Source organism: Arthrobacter sp. 9E16, from assembly GCF_002929435.1.
GTDB lineage: Bacteria > Actinomycetota > Actinomycetes > Actinomycetales > Micrococcaceae > Arthrobacter_B > Arthrobacter_B sunyaminii.
The window spans coordinates 15246-37654 of record NZ_PJIU01000002.1; the positions used below are offsets into that span (position 1 = coordinate 15246).

A 22409-nucleotide genomic window follows, 5' to 3' on the forward strand; every position below is an offset into this window, starting at 1 on the left:
CGTGGGTTTTGCAGCTGGGGCGCGTCGCGCAGGAATGGGCGCGGCAGCCGCCGTGCTCGTGTTGTCAGTGGTTGTTGCTCCCGCGTCCGCGGTCCAGACCCCGCCGCCCGAAACCCCCGCGCCGGTAGCGCCAACAAACCCCGTCCAGCCGCCGCCTTCCGAAACGCCGGCCCCGCCGGCACCGGCACCCGTACCGCCTGCACCCGCTCCCGAGCCGCCGGCTCCGGAACCCGAGCCTGCGCCGGCCCCTGCTGCACCGGCACCGGCCATTGATCCCGCCACCGGATACGTCATTGATCCCGGCACGGGTCTCCTGATTCACCCGGGCACCGGATGGCTGATCGAGGCAGGCACCGGCTACCTGATCGAAGCCGGGAGCATGCTGTACACGAATTTCCGCTGGGACCCTGCAACCGGCCTCGTGACCGAGATCGCCGATGACCAGGAGACGGCCAGCCCCACGCCGTCGCCTACGGAGTCGCCGTCGCCGTCGCCCACTGCCAGCGCAACAGCCAGCGTGTCTCCCTCCCCGACAGCCACCCCTGCGCCGTCGGCAACCGCCTCGCCCAGCATGCTGGCAGCGGCGCCCAGCAGCGACAGTGAGGGGCCGGAGGGCAGCGGATGGCTGGTGCGCACCCTGGTGATTCTGGGACTTATCGGAGTGGGCGCGCTCTACTACATTAAGCTGCGCGGATCCTCGGCGAAGGCCGCTTTCACGAGATAACGGACAGTAGGGATAGACTGTCACGGTCTTATACAGTGGTCCAAGCCACAGCACAACTCTGGGGGTAGTTTTTGCGGGTACTCTTACTCACCCATTCCTACTCGCCGGAGCACAGCCCTCCGCAGCGGCGCTGGACCCAGATCATCCGTTCGTTCCGTCAGCGGGGCTGGGATGTCGACGTCGTAGCTCCCGTAGCGCACGCACCCCACGGCCGGCGCACACTGCCCAAGACAGAAGCGGGCCGCGCCTTCCGCCGTGATACCGGTGTTTACGGGGAACAGATTCGACGGGTCCCCTACCTCTGGCACCGCACCACCCGGCTGGGGCGCCTGGCGGACCATCTTTTTTCAGCAGCCTGCAGCGTTCCGGCTGCGCTTCTGGGCCCCAAACCGGACGCCGTGATTGTCACCGTCCCCAGCCTGCCGATCCTTGGTGCCGGCTATCTCGCTGCCCGGCTGCTGCGCACACCGCTGGTTGTGGACATGCGGGACGCCTGGCCGGACATTGCCCGCGACGCGCGGCTGGTTCCGGGCAGCGCAAAGGGGCTGGCCGAGCGCATCATCATGGGAATCCAGGATCGGGCCGCCCTTGTTGTCACTGTGACCTACGGATTCGCGCAGACGCTCAGGGACCGCGGGCTGGGCAACGTGGCTACAGTCAGCAACGGTGTTGACGTGTCAGTCCGCGAGCTGCTGATGCCGCCGCCGGAGCAGTCGGAATTCCTCAACGTGCTTTACCTCGGCAACCACGGCGAGAGCCAGCGGCTGGACATCGTGATCCGTGCGGCCGCCCTGGCCCGGGACTGCGTGCGGCTGAACCTGGTGGGACACGGCGTGCAGCGCCGGGAACTGATAGCCCTCGCCAGGGAACTGGACGCCCCGGTGGTGTTCCACGATCCGGCCGTGGGCGCCGAGGTGATGGAACACTACCGGCACGCGGATACCTGCGTGGTGTCGCTGCGGGATGACTGGAAGTCCTTTGAAACCACCATTCCGTCCAAGACCTATGAAGTCCTCGCGGTCGGCCGGCATGTGACCGGGGTTGTGCTGGGCGAGGCCCGCAAGATCATCGAAGAATCCGGAGCCGGTGACGTGGTGTCCGCCCACCCCGAAAAGGTTGCCGAACTGTGGCGCGAACTCGCGGCTGACCGGTCCAGGCTGCTGACCGGAACGGCCGGCCGGGACTGGGTTCATGACAATGCCAATGTGGATGCCCTGGCTGACGCCTACGCCGAACTGCTAACCACCCTGGTGGACGGGGTTTCCACCCCGTGAACCGTCTCGGCACACTCGTGCGCAATCTGCGGCTGGCCGGCGGAACCGCCGTCGAACACCTGGGCGACGATCCGGTGGTCCTGGCGCTCCAAATCTCCCGCCGCCTTCCTCCCCGCGTACTGCGCCCGCTGCTGGACACGGCAGCCCGCGTCCCCGGCCGGGGCACCCTGGCCTCCCTGGACGCCCTGCTCCGCGGGGACAAGCAAAGGCTGGAAGCCAACCTCCGTGCCTGCGGGCAGAGCGGCGCCCGCGACGGCCAGCGCCTGCGGATGGCGGATTTGGCCACAGCTGCCGGACTGCCGGACCTTGCTGCCGGGCTCCTGGAAGACGTCCCGCCGGCTGCCGGAGGCCGCCGGGGAACCGCGGCCCGGCTGAACTGGTACAACGGCAACACCCGCGAAGCGGTCAGCGCCCTGGACGGGGGATCCCGCCGGGAACTCGCCCAGCAGCGCCGCCTCGCGGCCGAAGCACGGGTATTCGCCGGCTGGCAGCCAAAGCTTGCGCCGCTACCGGGGTATGAGCCGGAGCCCCGGACGGTGCTCCATGTCCTGACCAATTCGCTGCCGCACACCCAGAGCGGTTATGCGCAGCGGACGCACTCCATCCTCAAAGCCCAGCTGGAGCTGGGCTGGAACGTCCATGCCGTGACCCGGTTGGGCTATCCCGTGCAGGTGGGCAAGCTGGGTGCCGGGGATACGGACGTGATCGACGGCGTGGTGTACCACCGGCTGCTTCCGGCCCGGATGCCTTTCGGAATGGACCGCCGGCTGCAGCGCCAGGCCGAAGACATGCTTGCACTGGCCCGGGTACTCCGGCCCGCCGTGCTGCACACCACCACGCACTTCACCAACGGTCTGGTCACCGCCGCCGTGGCGGAAGCCCTCGGTATTCCATGGGTGTACGAGGTCCGCGGTCAGTTGGCTGACACCTGGGCATCCACCCGGTCCGAGGAGGCCCGGAGCAGCCAGCGGTACCTAGACTTCAAAGCCGCCGAGGCCCGGATCATGAACCGCGCTTCGCTGGTGCCCACTCTGGGCACGGTGATGGCCGAGGAGATTACCGCAGCCGGAGTGGACCCGGCCAAGATTGTGCTCCTGCCCAACGCGGTGGGGGAGTTTTACTTGAAAGCTCCGCTGGCGCCGCGTGAAGCGCGCGTAAAGCTCGGGCTGCCCGCGGACACCGAGATTATTGGAACCGTGAGCAGTCTGGTTGACTATGAAGGCCTGGACGACCTGCTGCGGGCCTTCGCCGTGCTTGCACCGAAGTATCCGCTTTTGACCTGCCTCATCGCCGGCGACGGCGTGGCGGCACCCGGATTGAAGGCGCTCGCCGCTGAGCTGGGGATAGACCGCAGGGTAGTTTTCCCGGGCCGTGTATCCCGTCAGGACGCACATTTGTATCATCAGGCACTCGACATATTTGTGGTGCCCCGGAAGGATCTGAACGTGACACGAGCGGTTACCCCGCTGAAACCCGTGGAAGCCATGGCCTGCTGCACCCCCGTGGTGGCCAGCAGCCTGCCTGCGCTCCGGGAATTGGTGAACGACGGCGGCAACGGCACCCTGGTGCCCGCAGGAGACCCCGCGGCCCTGGCAGCAGCGCTCGGCCATCTGCTGGCCGATGCCGATCTGCGCACCCGGATGGGTGTCAACGGGCGCCGGCACGTTCTGGCCACCCGGACCTGGCATGCCAACGCGGAGCTCTGCGTGGAGAAGTACGGCTCTCTGACGGTAGCGTCCTGATGGCCGGCATCAAGGCGGATCCCCAGTCCGGCTCGCAGGCGGATTCCCCGTCCGAAGTCCAGGTGAAACCGTTGTCCGTGGATGTCCGGGGACTGCAGCGCGTTGGCGCGCGCCCGGGTTTTGTGGACTACGTTGTCCAGGTTTGGAATTACCGCGAGTTTATTTTCTATGACGCCAAGTCACGGGTGCAGAGCGGAAACCGCCGGGATCGGCTGGGCAGCATCTGGCTGATCCTGAACCCGGTGCTGAACGGGCTGACCTACTTTTTGGTATTTGGTCTGCTGCTGGGGACCGGCGGAGGCATTGAGAATTTCATCGGTTACCTGGTGATCGGCATCTTCCTTTTTCAGTACAGCTCGCGCGCCATCACTAACGGCGGCCGGTCCATCCAGCAGAACCGGGCCGTCATCCAGGCCTTTTCCTTTCCCCGGGCCACCCTGCCCATTGCCGTGAACCTGCGCGAGCTGCTCGCCAACATTCCGGTGTTCATCGTGATGGTGCTCATTGTCCTGCTGATCCCGCCTACTGAGGAGATCTCCTGGCTGGGACTGCTGATCATTCCGGCCCTGCTGCTGCAGAGCATCTTCAACCTGGGGGTTGGGCTGATTCTGGCGCGGGTGATTTCCAAAGTAAATGACGTGGTGCACCTCCTGAGCTTCGCCCTGCGGGCCTGGATGTACACATCAGCAGTCTTTTACTCCTACGATCGTTTCATCGACCAGCCGGTCCTGCTCGAAATCATCAAACTGAACCCGTTGTTCAACGTCCTGGACATCGTCCGAGACGTGCTGCTCTACAACACTGTGCCGGACTGGCAGTCCTGGGCCGTCCTGAGCTGCTGGGCACTTGGCGCGCTTGCCATTGGATCCGTCTACTTCTGGCGGGCGGAGGAAACCTATGGACGCGGTTAAGGACCTGGAATATCTACGCGAGGACCCGTGCATCGTCATCGATGAAGTGAGCATGCGCTACCGCGTGCCGTCCAGCGAAGCACCGGCCGCGGATGACACGTCCAGCGGCACCGCACGGCTTCTGCGACGTGTGATGGCAAAACCCAACCTGGTCACCGTCAACGCGCTGAACCCCATGTCACTGGTGGCCGTCCGCGGCGAATCAATTGGCATTGTGGGCCGCAACGGATCCGGCAAAAGCACGCTCATGAAACTCATCAGCGGGCAGGTCAAACCCACTAAAGGGGCCGTTTACGCCGTGAGCACCCCGGTCATGCTGGGAGTCAACGCTGCGCTGGTTCCCGAACTCCCCGGCGACCACAACGTGGTGCTGGGCTGCCTGGCCATGGGGATGTCCAAGGCGCAGATCGCTGAGAAGTTTGATGAAATCGTGGAGCTCTCCGGCCTGGAAAAGGCTATTCACCTGCCGATGCGCTCCTACTCTTCCGGGATGGCGTCCAGGCTCCGCTTTGCCATCGCCGCCAGCATCGATCCGGAAATCCTCCTCATTGATGAGGCATTGAATACCGGTGACGCGCAGTTCGCCGACCGCAGTAAAAAACGGATGGATGAACTGCGAGGCAAGGCCGGCTGCGTCTTCCTGGTCAGCCACAGCCTGGATACCATCCTGGAAATGTGCACCCGCGTCGTCTGGATCGACAAAGGGGACCTGCTGATGGACGGCGAGCCCAAGGCAGTCGTCAATGCCTACAAAGACTTCACCCGGCACCTCTCCAAGGGCAACAACATCAGTGCCGCGAAAATCCGGACAGATGCCATGGAATCCCTGACTGTCACCCGCGTGATGGAGCGTTCCACCGGCCGCCGCAGTATGAGGACGCAGTAGGTGGGCCTGCTTGCCGATGTCCGCACCGGACTCTGGCACCTGCGCGCCGGTGGTCCCGCCCAGGTACAGGAATGGAGACTACGGAGCCGGGCAGAGCGTAGCTTTGCGGATCCCGCCAACGCCCGAGGAGTGGAAGCCGGGTGGATAGGCCGCGGTTCAGCACGCCGCTTATCCATCCCCGCGGCCTCGCTGCCCACGCCGGCGCCGCGCAGGAGCGACCTTACGGTCGGTGTCATTTTGGACGAATTCTCCGCCATGGCTTTTGCCCATGAGTGGAACACCGTGGCTTTGGATCCGGCATCCTGGCAGCAGCAGATGACAGCTACAGCGGTGGACTTGGTTTTCATCGAATCGGCCTGGGCCGGCAACAACCGGCTCTGGCGCGGGAAACTCGCCGGTCCGTCCGGTCCTGCTCCCGAACTCGTGGAACTGCTCCAATGGAGCCGCCAAAACGGCATCCCCACGGTCTTTTGGAACAAGGAAGATCCGCCCCACTACGAGGATTTCCTGCCTGCAGCAGCACTTTTTGACCATGTCTTCACCTCCGACGTACGCCGGGTCCCCTTCTACCGGCAGGACCTCGGCCACGGGAACATTGGTGTGCTTCCTTTTGCCGCGCAGCCGGCCATCCACAATCCGGTGCGTCCCCGGCACGGCCGGCACTCCCGGGACATCGCCTTTGCCGGCATGTACTTTGCGCACAAGTATCCGGAGCGCCGGGACCAGATGGACCTGCTCCTGGGCGGGGCCATGGACGCGTCGGCAAAACTCGGCACGGGGTTGGAGATCTTTTCCCGCAAGCTCGGCGGGGACACTAATTATCAGTTCCCGGCACCCCTGGACACCCGGGTGGTGGGTTCCCTGAGTTACCCGCAGATGCTCTCCGCCTACAAGGCGTACAAAGTGTTCCTCAACGTGAACTCCGTGGTGGATTCACCCAGCATGTGTGCCCGGCGTATTTTCGAAATCAGTGCAGCCGGCACCCCCGTGATCAGTACGCCCAGCGCGGCCGTGGAGCAGTTCTTCGCTCCCACGGAGGTTCCGGTGGCATCCACCCGGGAGGAAGCTGCCGCACTGAGCCGTGGCCTGGCCTCCAACCCGGAGTACAACGACAGGACCGTGCACCTTGCCCAGCGCCGCATCTGGGAGCAGCACACCTATGCACACCGCGCGGAAGCCGTTCTGGCGGCCGCGCTGCCGGACCGTATCCGCCCCCTGAGCCGGCCCAGCGTCTCGGCGCTGGTGCCCACCATCCGCCCGCACCAACTGGACAGCCTGTTCGCCACCATCGCCCGCCAACGGAACGTCGGCGTGGAACTGGTGCTCCTGACCCACGGATTCGAACTGGAACCGGGGCGGCTCGAACAGCTGCAGGCTGCACACGGACTGGCCAAGGTGCGGCTGCTGACGGCCGGCCGCGACGTTTCTTTGGGGGAGTGCCTGAACAGGTGCGCCGCTGCCGCCACCGGAGAGGTGGTGGCCAAAATGGACGACGACGACCACTACGGCCCGAATTATCTCAGCGACCAGCTCCACGCCCTGCACTATTCGGGTGCGGACATCGTGGGTAAACAGGCGCATTACATGCACCTGCGCACCTCCAACGCCACAGTGCTCCGGTTCGGACACCGGGAGCACCGGTACACGGACTTCGTCATGGGTCCCACCCTTGTGGCCCGCAGGAGCCTGGTCCTGGAGCTGCCCTTCCCCGAGCTGGGGCTGGGGGAGGACACCGGTTTCCTTCGGCAGGCTGCAGCAGCCGGCAAGCGCATCTACTCAGCAGACCGTTTCAATTACTTTCAGGTCCGGGAAGCAACCGGACACACATGGCAGGTGGAGGACGCCGCACTGCTGGCGTCCGGAGACCTGAAATTTTATGGGGGACCACATGAACACACAGACATATAACGCCGGCGAGGCTGCGACGGAGATCTCTACCGTCGCCGTCGTCGGGCTGGGCTACATTGGGCTGCCCACCGCCGCCATCCTGGCTGGCAAGGGACTGCACGTGATCGGTGTGGACGTGAATCCCTACACTGTCGAGGCCGTCAACGAAGGCCGGGTGCCGTTCATCGAACCCGATCTGGGGGTCCATGTGGCCGGTGCGGTGAGCCAGGGGCATCTCACGGCGCAGGGGAGCGTACCGGAAGCAGACGCCTACATCGTGGCCGTACCCACGCCGTTCCAGGATGACAAGACTGCTGACCTGGTCTATGTGGAGCAGGCCGCCCGCAATATTGCCGCCCGGATCCGTCCCGGCAACCTGGTCATCCTCGAGTCCACTTCGCCTCCCGGCACCACCCGCCGGATGGCGGAAGTTATCCTGGCGCTGCGTCCCGACCTGTCGGCTGAGGCCAACGGCGGCAAGGACGCCGTACTGTTTGCCCACTGCCCCGAACGTGTGCTGCCCGGAAAGATCATGATTGAGCTGGTCACTAATGACCGCATTATCGGCGGGCTGACGCCGGAAGCCGCCACCGCCGCCGCCGGCCTGTACAGCACGTTCTGCCAGGGACGCATCCACCTCACCGACGCGGCCACCGCTGAAATGGCCAAACTGGTGGAGAACGCCTACCGGGACGTGAACATTGCATTCGCCAACGAGCTCTCCGTCATCAGCAGCAACCTCGGCATCGACGTGTGGAACCTGATTGAGCTGGCGAACCACCACCCGCGCGTGAACATCCTCCAGCCCGGCCCCGGCGTCGGCGGCCACTGCATTGCCGTGGATCCCTGGTTCATTGTTTCCGCGGATCCGGAGAATTCCCGCCTGATCCGCACCGCCCGCGAGGTGAACGACGCCAAGCCAGGCCACGTTATTGCCGAGGTGACGGCAGCCGTTGACGGGATGGAAGCTCCCGTCATCGCGGCCCTGGGGCTGGCCTTCAAGGCGAACATTGACGACACCCGCGAATCTCCCGCAGTGGAAATTGTCCGCCGGCTGGCACTGGAAAACCCCCAGGCACAGATTCTGGTGGGACGGTCCTTCCTCGGAGCCACCCTTCCCGATGAGCTGGCCCCGCTGCCGAACGTAACTTCCGTCGTCACCAATGACGCCATAGCTGCTGCTGACGCCGTTGTCCTTCTGGTGGACCACGACACCTTCCGGGAAATCCGCCCCGAACAGCTGGCCGGGAAGGCTGTCATCGATACCAGGGGATTCTGGCGCACCACGGCATGAACCGACTCGCCAAGCGGTTCGCCTCCGCCGGGGCAGAGCTGCATCCGGCGCTGAAGGCGCGGATTCGCCGCACCGTTGGGCGCAGCAGCCGGCCGGACCACGGGTTGCTGAGCGTAGTGGTGCCCATGCACAACGTGGCTCTGTATCTGGACCGGTGCCTCACCAGCCTGGTGAACCAGAGCTACGCAAATCTGGACATCATTGTGGTGGATGACGGATCAACTGATAAATCCGCAGCGGTGGCCGGCCGGTACGCAAAATATGACCCGCGGATCCGCCTCATCAAGCTTCCCCATGGCGGCAACGGACGCGCCCGGAACACCGGCATTGCTGCCGCACGGGGAAAGTTCCTCACCTTTGCCGACGCCGACGACGTTGTTCCCGGCTATGCCTACGATGTCATGCTGACATCGCTGGCAGCGTCCGGGTCCGATTTCTGCGTGGGATCCTACGGGCGGATCCGCGGCAGCAGGAAGACCCCGGTTCGTTTGGCCGAGACCATCCACGCGCGGACGCGGACCCGCGTTACCGTCAGCGACATTCCAGAGGTTATCGACAACGTCTTCCTGTGGAACAAGGTCTTTCGCCGGCAGTTCTGGGACCGGCAGGTGGGCGCCATGCCGGAGAACATCCGCTACGAGGACCAGGAGACCACTGCCCGGGCCTACCTGCGCGCAGAGGCCTTCGACGTGCTGCAGGATGTGGTCTACTGGTGGCGGATCCGGGAGGACGGTTCTTCCATCACGCAGGCCAAATACCTGATCGAAGATCTCCGGGACCGGCTCTCCGTGGCCGGTGACGTCACATCGCTGTTTGAGGCGGAGGCGCCGGCACCGGCTGCGGCACACTGGCACCGGCGGCTGCTCGGTTCTGACCTCATTCCTTACATTGAACAGGTTCCGGACGTCGGCGAGGAGTTTTGGCAGCTGCTCCGGCAGGGTGTCCGGCAGCTCTGCGCAGCCGGGCAGACGCATCTGCGGGACCTCGATCCGCAGGCACGCGTGCTGTTGCAGCTGACCGCGGAGGGCAGGCGGGAGGACATCCGGCGTGCCGTGGTGGACCGGATCAACAACGGCACCGCGAGCCCTCTCGTCTTTGACCAGGGACGGATTTTCGCTGAGCCGCCGCTCCTGCAGGTGCTCGCTGAGCCAGTGGACCGGGAACTCCTGGAAGTCGATGCCCGGCACCTTGAACTGGTGACCGCGCTTGAGCCGCCCGTTACGGCGAACGACGGCGGTGCAGCCGTCAGCGGATACGCCTACCTGCGCAACGTGGACCTGCGCCGCACCGCAGTGCAGCTGTCCGTGGGCATCTCCGGGACCGGCGGTTTCCAGCCGCTGCAGATTCGCCGCGGCACCGATCCGGAGTTGGATGTTTCCTCCGGGGACCGGAACTGCAGCTACGCGGATTCCGCATTTTCCCTGCATCTGGACGCGCCGCTGCCAGCGGAGCTGACCGTGCGCGTGGAAGTGGACGGACACCGAGCCGAGCGGACTGTGCTCCTGCCGGCGCCGGCAGGAGCGGACCGGAAGTCCCGGGCCAACGGTCCCGAAGCAACGGCCTTCTCCGCCGAACCGGGAGGCGATGCCATTGAAATCGTTGTGGCCGGCGCTCCTTTGGCGGCTGCCTATTCCCTGGTCACGGCTCGCTTCCAGGTTCCGGCAGGAGACGCCACTGCATTGCCCGACGGCGGGGTGCGGCTGAAATTCCCGCTCACCGTCGCACGGTGGGGGAGGGAGCTGCCGGCGCCGCCGTCGGGCTCCTACACCCTGCGCTGGAATGCTGGGGGAAGCGAGCCGGACCAGTCAGATCCGGCTGTTGCAGTTACCGAAGACACGGCCTCATCCTTCCAGTCATGCCTGCTGCCCGCGGCGCGGGTGCGCGGCCTGCGGACGGCGGCAGGGGCCATGGCCGTCAGCATCGCTGCTCCACTGGCCGCGGATGAGGTGGGGACCTTCCACCAGTACCGGCTGCGGCGCGAGGTCTTCGGCACGGACCCGTCCCCGGAACTCACGCCCGGAATCTTCTTTGAGAGCTTTGGCGGAAAGAACTGCACGGACAGTCCGCGGGCTATTTCGGACTACCTTGCCGCCAATAGTTTTGATGAACCTTTGTATTGGTCCGTCGCGGACCGTTCCGTGCCGGTGCCAGAGTACGCGGTGCCCCTGCTTCAGGGATCGGCTCAGTGGTACCGGAAGCTGGCCTCCACCCGGCGGCTGGTCAACAACAACAACTTCCCCTGGTACTTCCGCAAGTCACCCGGTCAGTTCTATCTGCAGACCTGGCACGGAACGCCGCTGAAAAAGATTGGGTTGGATGTGCCACAGCGGGTGCTCTCCCTGTCCTATCGTGACCTGATGGCCCGTGAAGCGCAGTGGTGGGACCTGCTGCTGGCGCAAAATGACTTTGCCGCCGGTGTGCTCCCGAAGGCGCTCGGCTATACGGGTGAAGTGCTCACAGCCGGGTATCCCCGCAACGATCCGTTGCTGCATCCGAATGCGGCGGAGACAGGGAACAGGGTGCGGACCCTGCTCGGTATACCGGCTGACCAGAAGGTGCTGCTTTACGCTCCCACCTGGCGCGACAGTGCCCGGGACAGTGCCGGCCGGTCGGACTGGGTGGGTTTCCTGGACGTGGCCGAAGCCAGCCGCCGGTTGGGCCCCGGCTGGACCTTCCTGATCCGCGGCCACCACAACGTTGCCGGCCAGCGCCGGATTGAGAGTCATCCCGCTGCGATCGACGTGACCGATTATCCGGAAGTCAATGATCTGTATCTGGCCTCGGGCGTCCTGGTCACTGACTACTCCTCGGCGATCTTCGACTACGCGGTGCTCCGCCGGCCGATTGTGCTGCTGGTTCCGGATCTGGCGGAGTACCGCCAGTCGCGCGGCCTGTATGCTGACCCCTCCGAGGTCTTCGGGCTGCTGCCCGCGGCGTCCAATACTGATGAACTCGTGTCTGCGCTGGCCCGAAGTGCGGCTGCAGGCGAACCGGCGTCGAGCCGCATTGTGGCCCGTTTTACGTCCGCGGAACAAGGCACAGCGGCAGCCGCGGCGTCCGCTGCACTGCTGCCAGCCCCCATTCATTCCCAAAACCCAACAGGAGTTCAACGTGGCTAAGGGCCAGTTTTCCCTCGTAGTGGCCCTGTACAACGTGGCGGAATACGTGCCGACGTTCCTGAAATCCTTGGAGGTCCAGTCCTATCCGGTCGAGGATCTGGACATCGTGGTGATCGATGACGGATCCACCGACGAGTCAGCCCAGCTGGTGACCGAGTGGGCGCAGGACCGTTCCAACGTCCGCCTGGTCCGCAAAGACAACGGCGGCCCCGGATCAGCGCGCAATGTGGGGCTGGACCTGGTCCGGAATACCTGGGTGACGTTCTGCGACCCCGATGATGCCTTCCACCCGCACTATTTTGAACGGATTGCCGCGTTCATCAGCCGCGATATCCAGCAGTCCGCGCAAATGCTCACCGGCAGGCTCGTGCAGTTCAACGACTCTTCGCTGCGGACGTCACAGGGCCACCTGCTGAACCGCAAGTTCCGCCAAGGGGACCTGCTGGTTGACCTGGACCTGAACCCGGAGTACTTCCATATGCACGGGCCCACCACCTTCCTCCGCAGGGAAGTCCTGGAGGCACATAAGCTTCGCTTTGATGAACGCATCCGGCCCAAATTCGAGGACGCGAATCTTATCGGACGTTACCTCGCGGCGGTTGGCCGCCCGGTGGTCGGACTCGTTGCATCGGCCAGCTACTACTACCGCCGGCAACGCCAGGGCGCCGCGTCACTGGTGCAGGGGACCTGGAGCGATCCCCGTGCGTACAGCGACCTGCCGCAATACGGCTGGCTGGGGATGCTCGAGGCCGTGCGATCCAGCGCCGGACGGGTTCCTCACTGGGCACAGTACATGGTGCTCTATGACCTGGTGTGGCTCTACATAGATGACAAGCGCATGCACAGTGACACCGGCTCCGCCACACCCGACCAGCAGACCAACATGCATGAGCTGCTGGAGAGCATCATCGCCCTGATTGACGAAGACGTCATCAACACGTTCAGCGTGGTCAGCCAAGGCTGGCTGTTCCACAACATTCTCCGCACCTACTACAAAGGCATCCGTGACGCTGATCCTCTCGTGGTGGAGGGGACAACGGATCCGGTGCAGGAGGTCACCACCTATAACTACCTTTACCAGGGAAGCGTGCCCCAGGAAGAGTTCCTGGTGGACGGCGTTTCCCGGGTTCCGGTGGCCGCCAAGGTGCTCGAACACCGGGTGCTGGGCAAAGTCCTGATCCGTGAGCGGATCCTTGTTCTGCCGGTTGGGGAGAGCACTGAGATCGTGCTTGACGGCGTTAAGGCGGTTCCCACCACGGACCGCAGAGTGCCGCTGCAGCCCGGGCGCAAGCCGGAGCCGGCGCCCTACCTTCGACTGGCTGCTGGGCGGACGGAAAGTCGCATAACCAAGACAGGGGGCAGAAGCCGCGTGACCCGGCGCGTCGCGCGTGCCCGTGCGGGACTTACTGTCCGGCAGGTGCTGTCCGGACAGTCCCGTTCCCGGACAGCCGCATCGGCCATAAACCGTGTGCTCCGCCGGCAACTAAAATCTGTCGCAGCCAAAAAGCGTGCTGCAGCAGATCAGGCGTTGATCCGCCGGGCATCCACCGAACCGGTGCGCTCGCGGTACCAGGATGCCTGGCTGCTGATGGATCGGATTGACCGGGCCGATGACAACGCCGAGCACCTCTACCGCTACCTCATGAAGCACCGCCCTGATATCAATGCCTTCTTCGTGATTGAACAGGACTGTGCGGACTGGCACCGCCTGCAGAGTGAAGGATTTAAGCTGGTTCCCTACGGCTCGGACGAATCCGTGCTGCTGGTGTTGAATGCCTCCTACAAACTCTCGTCACATGCCAACTGGAACGTTGAATACCCGGTGAGCCGCAAGCGTTTCGGCAGCGGCAACGCCAAATTTGTTTACCTTCAGCACGGTGTCATCAAGGATGACATGTCCCGGTGGATCAACGGCAAGAACATTGCTGCCATGGTCACGACCACCCGCGGGGAGCACGAATCCATCGCGGGTGACAACAGTGTGTACCGGCTGGCGAGCCATCAGGCCAAGCTCGTGGGGCTGCCCCGGTACGACGCGCTGCGCACCGCGGCTCTGGCCTCACCGGTGGAGGAACGCCGCCAGGTCCTGATTGCACCCACCTGGCGGCAGTACGTCAAAAAGGTCATTGAAGTCTGCGCTACCCCGGAAGAGGCGGCCCGGGCGTTCGAAGCGACTGATTTCGGGGGCACGTGGATGGCTTTGCTGCGCTCAGCAGCGCTGAAGGAACTGAGTGCGAACGAGGATGTGGACGTGGTTTTCATGCCCCACCCGGAGTTCGAATTTGTGGTGCCCCATCTGGATCTGCCCGAGTTTGTACGCCCCGCGCGTTACCGCGATGTGAGCGTCCAGGTCGAGCTGACCAAAGCCCACACGATGATCACGGATCATTCGTCCATCGCCTTTGATGCCGCGTATGCCGGCAGTAACCTCATCTACCTGCAGTTTGACGGAGACGAGATTTTCCGGGGGAAGCACGTGTACCGCAAGGGATATTTCGACTACTCCCTGCATGGTTTTGGTCCGGTGACTGACAATGTGGACAGTGCCCTTCAAGAACTGGAGCGCATCGTCCGCGGGGGACTCGCCCGCGAAGAGAGGTATGAGGAGCGGGTACGGGAGACCTTCCCCTTCTGGGATTCGCGCTCATGTGAGCGGATCACCGTGGCGGTGGAGAACCTGCAACGTCCCTGGCACCAGCAGCGGCCTCTGGACCAGCATGCCAACCCGCCCGGTGCTGCAGAGTGAAGGCCGCGCAGTGGCTGAAGCGAGGCGTGAACCAGCTAAAGCAACGAGTGGACCTGACTCCCGCGTCCCGGCAGCCGCCGGAAGCGGCAGAGTGGCTGGCGCCGGAGCTGCCGCCCGCTCCCGTACCGGAAGCTGATTCGGCCGTACTGCGTCAATGGCTGGCACAGGTGTCATCTGCCGCCGCCGTCGTACTCGCTGATGCTCACGAAGTAGCGGCAGAGCACTGGCACAGGCAGCGGCTGGGAGAACTCAATGCCCACCTGGATTATTTGCAGCACAGCGGACCGGAACAGTTCGAGGTTCTTCAGGAGTTTGTTGCCGGCGTGCTGCAGGCTCCGGCCGGGCGTCAAGCCCTGTATACATTGCCCGGCGTTCATCAACGGATGCTGCTCTGGCTGACGGCACACAATCGCCGCAGCGATGTCTTGCTGGTCCTGGCGGATTTGCAGGACAACGGCCACAGCTACCGCCTTTCCACAGCGCGCCACACAGAAACCATCAATGACCTGACAGCGGAGCCGTCATACCTGCCGATGCTCAGCAACCCTGTTGACCCGGCGCTGCTCCGCTTGACCATGGCGGACCTGCCGCTGGCAACCCGGCTGACGGGATTCGCCTGGACCGAAGACGGGACGCTCGAGCTCGGGGGATGGGCCTACCTTCCCGGAATCGACCCGGCAGCGTGCGCCTTAGAGGTCAGGCTTCAACAAGCCGGTTCCACTAACAGCGCCGCGCTCGCGGTGATCCGGGGGGAGGACCTCCGGATCGACGGTGTTGCGGCCGACCGCTGGATGTCCTACGCGGGAGCCGCCTTCACCGCGACGGTGGATCCGCGAGAACTGCCGGACCTGGAGCTGCAATCCCGCGGCGTCGGGGAGTGGGCGCTGGAAGTGACCATGCGGTTCGGTGAGATTTCCGTGTCCGGACTGGTCCGGATCAGGGACGCGGACACGGTGCCGCGACGTCTGCCGGTGGGCCCGCTGGTGAATGAGCGCACGCGCCTCATTGGGCTGATGGACGGTACTGAAGGCCTCAGGCTCAAGCGGGTTCGTTATTCCTGCGCCGCCACCCTTGAACTGGCCGGGACCACTGTGACCGTCAGCTTCGACCCCGAACGCGGGATCACGCCGTCGGCGTTGCATCTTGAGGTGCAGGGAGGGCCTTCATTGGAACTCCAAGCAACGGATACTTCCGGCACTTCGTTTGAAGTTGACATGAGTTCCGTCGGTTCCGCTGCCGGTGGACAGGAGAAACGCTGGACCGTCACGGCCGTCCTGCCTAACGGCAGGACGGAACCGGTGGGCTGGGCAGGTTCAGGCGCCGAGCTGACCGCGGCTTCGGATCCCGCGGCCGCGCTGCGCGCCGAGTGCACCGGTTACGGATACCTACAGATTGTGCTCCGGCCTGTCCGCGTGACGCTGAGCAGCGCGGAGGTCGGCCGAGACGGTGCCACGCTGGTCTTGGAAGGACGGCTCAGCAGGACGGGGGGAATCCCTAGCCCTGCGCTGCCGGGAGTGTTGCTCAGAACGGCACGCAATGAGGTCCGGCCACTTTCCACTGCGTGGTTGGACGGCAAGGGTCACCGTTTCCGCACAGAGTTCCCCCTGACTCAGGACAAGTGGGGACTGGGAGACGGTGCTTTGGAGTCGGGCCATTACCGGGTGCTTTGTGCCGTGGCGGAGGACTCCGGACGGGACCGACATGTCCGGGTGCAGGCTATGGGACAACTGCGCGCCGAGCTGCCACTTGGAGCCCGGCGGGAGCTGGCAGACTTGGAACTGGTGGGGGAGGGGAACGACGAGGATTTGGTGCTGCGGGTCTCGGCACCGCGCGACACCTCGGAGCGCTCTGCACTGGGTCGTGGGCGCCTGATCTCTGACTATTCCGGATGCACGGACGCCGTCGACGGTAACGCGGTGCTTTTCGAAACCTTTGACGGCAAGTCCTGTTCAGATAGCGGCCGCGCCGTCAGTGACGTCCTGGGCTCCCGCCGACCTGATCTGCGCCGCTACTGGACGGTGGCCGACTTTTCCGTCCCGGTCCCGGAGAACTGCACGCCGGTGCTGCGTGAGAGCGCGGAATGGTTCCGTCTGCTCGCCACTGCCGGCTACCTGGTCAACAACAACAACTTTCCGCACTATTTCCGGAAGCGTCCGGAACAGTTCTATCTCCAGACCTGGCACGGGACACCCCTCAAGCGCGTTGGGTTCGATACCCCCATCGTTGGAACAACAGCCTCCTACCGTGCCCTGCTCCAGCGGGAAGCAAAGGTCTGGGACATGTTGGTCGCGCAGAACGAATTCGCTGCGGACACGTTGGCGGCTGCTTTCGGTTACCGGGGCCGTACCGCCGTTCTCGGGTATCCGCGCAATGACACTCTGGCAGATGTATCAGCACCCTTGCGCCGGGAGGAAGCGCGAGATCGCTTGGGAATTGCTGCGGAGCAGAAGGTGCTCCTCTACATGCCCACGTGGCGGGACAGCGCCTCCACGACGGATCCGTATTTGGATTTCAAAATGGCGGAGACACGTCTGGGCGCGGACTATGTGCTGCTGTATCGCGGACACCATAAGATTGCCGGCCGGCGGAAGACCACCGGACAGAGCCTCTACCTCGACGTGACCACGTACCCGCAGGTGAACGACCTTTATCTGGCGGCTGACCTTCTGGTAACTGACTATTCGTCCGCCATGTTCGATTTCTCCGTGACCGGCAAACCGATGTACTTTCTGGCGCCTGACCTCGAGCGTTACCGGGATACCGAACGAGGTTTCTACTTCGATTTCGAAGAACAACTACCCGGCCCGCTGGTTGGCGATACCAACGAGTTGATGGACGCAATCCTGTCCGACGAAGCACGCACTGACCATTTTTCGCTCCGCTACCAGCAATTTGCTGACCGTTATGCGCCGGCCGACGACGGCGCTGCTGCAGCCAGGATTGTGCGGTCCGTTTGGGGCGCGACGTAGTCAAATTCCAGTTCGTGTCTATAGAATGCCCACAATTCGCCTTTTGTTCTGCAGCGCGTATCCTATGGAGGGGGAATGCATGGTATTAGAGTTTTGCGGCGTATGGCGGACCAGCTGTAGGTCCTTGCAGGGTATTCCCCTCAGGACACTTCATCCGACGAACAGGAAAACATATGACTGTGCAAGCCGTAATTCTCGCTGCTGGAATGGGAACCAGACTGGCGCGACCGCATCCCAAGGCGCTCACGCAGCTGGACGATGGACGTACCATCATGACGCAGCAGGTGGAAAATCTGCATGCGGCCTTCGGTGAGGACCTGCGCCTGACCATCGTGGTTGGCTACAAGCTCGAGCAAATCATGGAGCACGTTCCCAACGCATCCTTCGTCTACAACGAAGCGTTCGATCAGACGAACACCTCAAAAAGCCTGCTGAAGGCCCTGCGCAACTCAGCGGAGGGCGGTGTCCTGTGGATGAACGGCGATGTTGTCTTCGATCCAGAACTCCTGATCCATATCGCTTCGAATGTTCATGATGATCGCTCCTTCGTTGCCGTGGACACCTCCGTCGTATCGGATGAAGAGGTGAAGTACACCGTTGACGCAGAGGGACACATCAAGGAACTATCCAAGGCGGTGGAGAATGCCCTTGGTGAAGCTGTTGGTATCAACTACGTTTCATCGCGCGACAAGCAGCACCTGATCCAGCGGCTTGAGGAAGTTGAGGATCAGGAATACTTCGAGGGTGGCATCGTCAAGACCATCCAGGAGGACGGCGTCAGTTATCTTCCTGTGGCTATCAGCCGTTATTACGCCGTTGAAGTGGATTTCGCGGAAGATCTTGAGCGAGCCAATGATTGTCTCGCAGCTGATAGTCAAATAAAACAGTCCCCGGCAGCGTAAGGAACAATCGGTCTCCGCCGAGCACCCAGCTATGAGTCACACAATGATTAGTGCCGCACGTTTGGCCGAAAAGGCCGGGCGTGTTGGTCTGGCAACCAATCTATACAACCGCTCCACTGCAGGCTCGGTCCGGCAGCGTGCAGAAGCCCTGTACCGACTAGCCAATTTAGAGTCCCAGAAGGGCGACCCTTCTGATGTTTGCCGGCTCTTGGAGGAAGCGGTGGAGCTCCAGCCCGGGCATGCCTCGTGGCATTACCGGTTGGCAACGGTCCTGGAAAAGCAGGGCGAAAACGAAAAAGCTCTGACGCACTACCGGATTGCCTCAGAACTGGACCCCGCGAATGAAACGTGGAAGCAACGACTTGAGCGTTGCGAAAATGCTCTGCGGATGGCAAAGGCGAAGACCGACGACGAGCGTGCGAAGAAACTTCGACGGGAGGGAGCCCGCTGGCAGGAGCTAGAGGTTCTGCTTTCTGCTACCCCGAATTTCAGTAAATCACCGGATTGGTTCCTCAGACTGGGTGACTCGCTGGAAACTATGAACCGCTTCGGGGAGGCGGCAGAAGCCTTTAGCAAGGCCAATGATCTTCGACCGCGTCGTCCGGAAAATCTTGCCCGCGAGGGTTATTGCTGGAAAATTGCGGGTTTCCCCGAACGCGCTAAAGTCGCCTTCGAGCGTGCAGTTAAGCATGACGACGAGTACCAAAGTAAGATTCTGGGCGTCGGAGTTTTCCTAGAGCGCCGCGGTATGTGGCATGAGGCAGCTGCACAGTATGAGCTGGACTGTGAGGATCGGCCGATGGACGCCGAACTGCAGTTCCGTGCAGGGAGGGCTCTGGAACGCAGCTACCGTTGGAAAGAGGCCGTACACAGGTACCAGCAAGCAACCCTCCTGGATCGTTCCGATGCCCGCAACCATTTCCGGCTGGGTTACGCGTATGAGCGGATGGACGATTTCTCAGCAGCGGAGGATTGCTATGCGTACGGGATTGATCTCCTACCGACTGCTGCGAAGTACTGGTCGTACCGTTTGGGGGTTGTTCGGGAGGCTCAGGGAAGGCTTGAAGAAGCAGTTGAAGCGTACGCGGCCTCACTGAATGTGGCCGTCATTGTTCGCGAACCTGATGAGAACCCTGTCCCTAGCGTAAGTAAACGCAGAGACTACGAGTTAACACTCCTTGACAAAGCAAAAAATCTCGCACTCCGGTCACCTGATCCGGAGCATCTTCTCTCCCTCGCGAGCGAGTTTGAACTGAGAGAACTGTGGCAGGATGCTGTGGTCTGCCTTGAAGCTGCGGCGGACCGGCAACAATCTTTCACCCCTGCTGTTTATTACAGGCTCGGCACTGCTTACGCTCAGTCAGGAGACTTGGAAGCATCGTCAAATGCATTCCGGATGACGAGGATTTCCGTTGCACCAAGAGGCATCGATAATAATCGATACAAGAAGGATGCCACGCTTCAGAAATACTTCGAATATGCAGAGATGATGGAAAACCTGCCTATTCGGAACGACGTTATTTTGTACGAGAGCTTCCTTGGGAAGCAAATCACTTGCAACCCCTACGCCCTTTTCCAAAAGATTTATAACGACCCGAAGTATGCAGGATTCACACACGTTTGGTCCATTACTCCAGGTACACACATACCCGTATGGATGAAACACCTTGAAAACGTTGTCTTTGCCCAGCGGGGGAGCCATCTTTACCGACGCTATCTAGCCACGGCTGGGTTCCTCATCAACAACGTGACTTTCCAATCGTTCTTTGTCCGTCGAGAAGGCCAAAAATACCTTAACACCTGGCATGGAACGCCGATGAAGACGCTTGGCAAAGATATTGGCACCGGTGTCCTCGAACACCGGAATGTTGCCCGGAATTTTCTCCAGTCGACGCATATTCTCACCCCGAACGAGCACACCACGCACGTTCTATTGGATCGCTACGACGTTGACACCCTGGCCACGGCGAAGATCGGCTACACAGGCTATCCCAGGGTTGACCTTACGCTGGGGATGGATGAGATTCGAAAAACAGAAATTCTTCGCGATCTAGGGGTTGAGGCTGGTGACCGACGCAAGGTCGTACTTTACGCACCCACTTGGCGTGGCGGGGCAGCGTTCCAACATTTCGATACGGAACGGCTCACCGCAGACCTTCAAGCCCTATCAGAACTAGATTGTGTCGTCCTGTTCCAAGGGCACCACTTATCTGTCGCTCTGTTGCCCGATACTCTTCCGGTCCGTGTGGTGGCTGATGAGATTGATACGAACGAACTCCTTGCCGTGGTCGACATTCTGATCACAGATTATTCAAGCATTTTGTTTGATTTCCTTCCCACGAAGCGCCCCGTAATTTGTTACACCTACGATCTAGATGAATATGTAGCCGAGCGTGGACTGTACTTTACGCCCGGCGAGATGGGGCTTGTCGAAGCCCGTACAGGCTCGGCGCTGATAGACGCTGTTCAGGCTGCACTTTCGGATCCCGAGGCCTGGGCTCCGCCTAGTGCCTTGACGACGAAATTCTGCGGACGAGAGGATGGCGACGCGACTAGTCGGGCTATGTCTTTCTTCCTTGAAGAGGACCACCTGTCGGATGTTTCCCGGCAGAAGACGAAGAAACAGCGTTTTCTCTTTCACCACAGCATGATTCCCAACGGCATCTCATCCTCCCTCACTAATCTCTTGCGGTCTCTGGACCCAGAAAACTACGACATAACGGTTGTAGTGCCTGCCGGCGTCATAGAGAAGAGTGACGGAGGCGTTGGTGTGCTCCGCGGGCTGCCTGACTATGTCAAAGTGGTGGCTGATGCGGGCCGTCAAGTTGTGAATATTGAGGAGAAATGGCTTGTCGATTACTTCAACCGGTGGAACTTTCTTCCCTCTGCACCGCAGCGCCAGATGTATATGGGCGCCTTCGAACGCGAATACCGCCGGCTTTTTGGGGATGCAGAGTTTGATGTAATTGTTGAGTTTGAGGGCTACTCCCGTTACTGGACATCGGTTCTGGCCGCCGCTCCGGGCGATGCTAAGAAGATAATTTATCTACACAATGATATGAAATCTGAACACGAGGTTCGATTCCCATATCTGCGCAGCATCTTTGCACTATATGATAACTTCGACGTTCTCGCGTCGGTATCGCCAGCCTTATCCGAATTGAATAAGTCTGGTGTCGGGAAAATGATTCCGGGGAGCCTCAGCAAGTTTGTCCCTGTTATCAACCAGATCGATCCTGATGGTGTTCAGCAGAAGTCGTCAGAACCCCTGGATACGGATCTGGTTCCGTGGTTCTCCGGGGAACATCCCACATTCGTAACCATGGGCCGACTTTCAATGGAAAAGGACCAAGCGAAACTTCTTCGGTCCTTTGCGCAGGTCATCGGTGAGGGGTACAGGGCGAACCTTATCCTTCTTGGTGAAGGCCCCTTGCGCCAAGACTTGGAACAGTTGGTTGAGGATCTGAACCTTGTTGAACGTGTGTACTTCGCGGGTTTGCGTGAAAACCCCTTCCCGGCACTTCGTGCAGCAGGATGTTTCGTTCTTCCGTCTAATCATGAAGGGCAGCCGATGGTGTTGCTGGAATCGATGATTCTCGGTACTCCGATCTTGGCTACTGATATCCCCGGCTCACGGCAAGTTCTTTCTGAGAACTTGGAGTGCATCGTTGAAAACTCGGTGGATGGTCTGGCTGAGGGGATCCGTCAGGTGTTGGACGGGAAGCAGGAGTCGAGTCTGCATTTCGATGCGAAGGCATACTGCGAATCCGCCCGGAGTGCATTTCTGGAGATGGCGGGTCTGTAAATATCCAGACGCGGGGATTCTGAGGAAAGCGGTACCTATCAGTATGCTTCTGGCTCTCTACACGACTGCACCACCGTTGTGCTCAGTCGCTGGGACCAAACGCAGAAATGGTCACAGGTAACGAGGTGCCTGTGAAAGAAATATTCACCC

Annotated in this window: 12 protein-coding genes; all 12 read left to right on the forward strand. The window is 62.0% G+C overall.

The genetic code is table 11. The features are described 5' to 3' along the window. Window position 1: 1 nt before the first annotated feature. The 12 genes from CXR00_RS18225 to CXR00_RS06850 all read left to right on the forward strand — a co-directional run bounded on the left by CXR00_RS18225 (window position 2) and on the right by CXR00_RS06850 (window position 22259). On the forward strand, window positions 2-724 hold the full coding sequence (locus CXR00_RS18225) for a hypothetical protein (RefSeq protein WP_181032496.1): 723 nt from the start codon (window positions 2-4) through the stop codon (window positions 722-724). Between the two features lie 71 nt (window positions 725-795). Next, window positions 796-1998, forward strand: coding sequence for a glycosyltransferase family 4 protein (locus CXR00_RS06800; RefSeq protein ID WP_104053801.1), 1203 nt, complete (start codon window positions 796-798; stop codon window positions 1996-1998). Further along, complete coding sequence (locus CXR00_RS06805) at window positions 1995-3740, forward strand: glycosyltransferase (protein WP_104053802.1); 1746 nt, start codon at window positions 1995-1997, stop codon at window positions 3738-3740. Before CXR00_RS06800 ends, CXR00_RS06805 begins: the two co-directional genes overlap by 4 nt. After that, complete coding sequence (locus CXR00_RS06810; protein ID WP_104053803.1) at window positions 3740-4651, forward strand: ABC transporter permease; 912 nt, start codon at window positions 3740-3742, stop codon at window positions 4649-4651. Before CXR00_RS06805 ends, CXR00_RS06810 begins: the two co-directional genes overlap by 1 nt. Continuing rightward, on the forward strand, window positions 4638-5537 hold the full coding sequence (locus CXR00_RS06815) for an ABC transporter ATP-binding protein (protein ID WP_181032497.1): 900 nt from the start codon (window positions 4638-4640) through the stop codon (window positions 5535-5537). Before CXR00_RS06810 ends, CXR00_RS06815 begins: the two co-directional genes overlap by 14 nt. Then, window positions 5538-7445 carry a glycosyltransferase gene (locus CXR00_RS06820; protein WP_104053804.1) on the forward strand — a complete coding sequence of 636 codons (1908 nt, stop codon included), beginning with the start codon at window positions 5538-5540 and terminating at the stop codon, window positions 7443-7445. It begins immediately after the preceding gene. Beyond that, window positions 7426-8718, forward strand: a complete 1293-nt coding sequence (gene wecC, locus CXR00_RS06825; protein WP_104054767.1) for a UDP-N-acetyl-D-mannosamine dehydrogenase — start codon at window positions 7426-7428, stop codon at window positions 8716-8718. The genes CXR00_RS06820 and wecC overlap by 20 nt, the downstream gene beginning before the upstream one ends. Then, window positions 8715-11837, forward strand: a complete 3123-nt coding sequence (locus CXR00_RS06830; protein ID WP_104053805.1) for a CDP-glycerol glycerophosphotransferase family protein — start codon at window positions 8715-8717, stop codon at window positions 11835-11837. Before wecC ends, CXR00_RS06830 begins: the two co-directional genes overlap by 4 nt. Then, entirely contained in the window at window positions 11830-14583 is a 2754-nt protein-coding gene (locus CXR00_RS06835) for a glycosyltransferase (RefSeq protein WP_181032498.1), read from the forward strand. The genes CXR00_RS06830 and CXR00_RS06835 overlap by 8 nt, the downstream gene beginning before the upstream one ends. A gap of 26 nt (window positions 14584-14609) precedes the next feature. Further along, complete coding sequence (locus CXR00_RS06840) at window positions 14610-17552, forward strand: CDP-glycerol glycerophosphotransferase family protein (protein WP_146068453.1); 2943 nt, start codon at window positions 14610-14612, stop codon at window positions 17550-17552. A 173-nt stretch (window positions 17553-17725) separates the two neighbouring features. Continuing rightward, window positions 17726-18454 carry an NTP transferase domain-containing protein gene (locus CXR00_RS06845; protein WP_104053808.1) on the forward strand — a complete coding sequence of 243 codons (729 nt, stop codon included), beginning with the start codon at window positions 17726-17728 and terminating at the stop codon, window positions 18452-18454. Between the two features lie 43 nt (window positions 18455-18497). Then, on the forward strand, window positions 18498-22259 hold the full coding sequence (locus CXR00_RS06850) for a CDP-glycerol glycerophosphotransferase family protein (protein ID WP_181032499.1): 3762 nt from the start codon (window positions 18498-18500) through the stop codon (window positions 22257-22259). The last annotated feature ends 150 nt before the right edge of the window (window positions 22260-22409 follow it).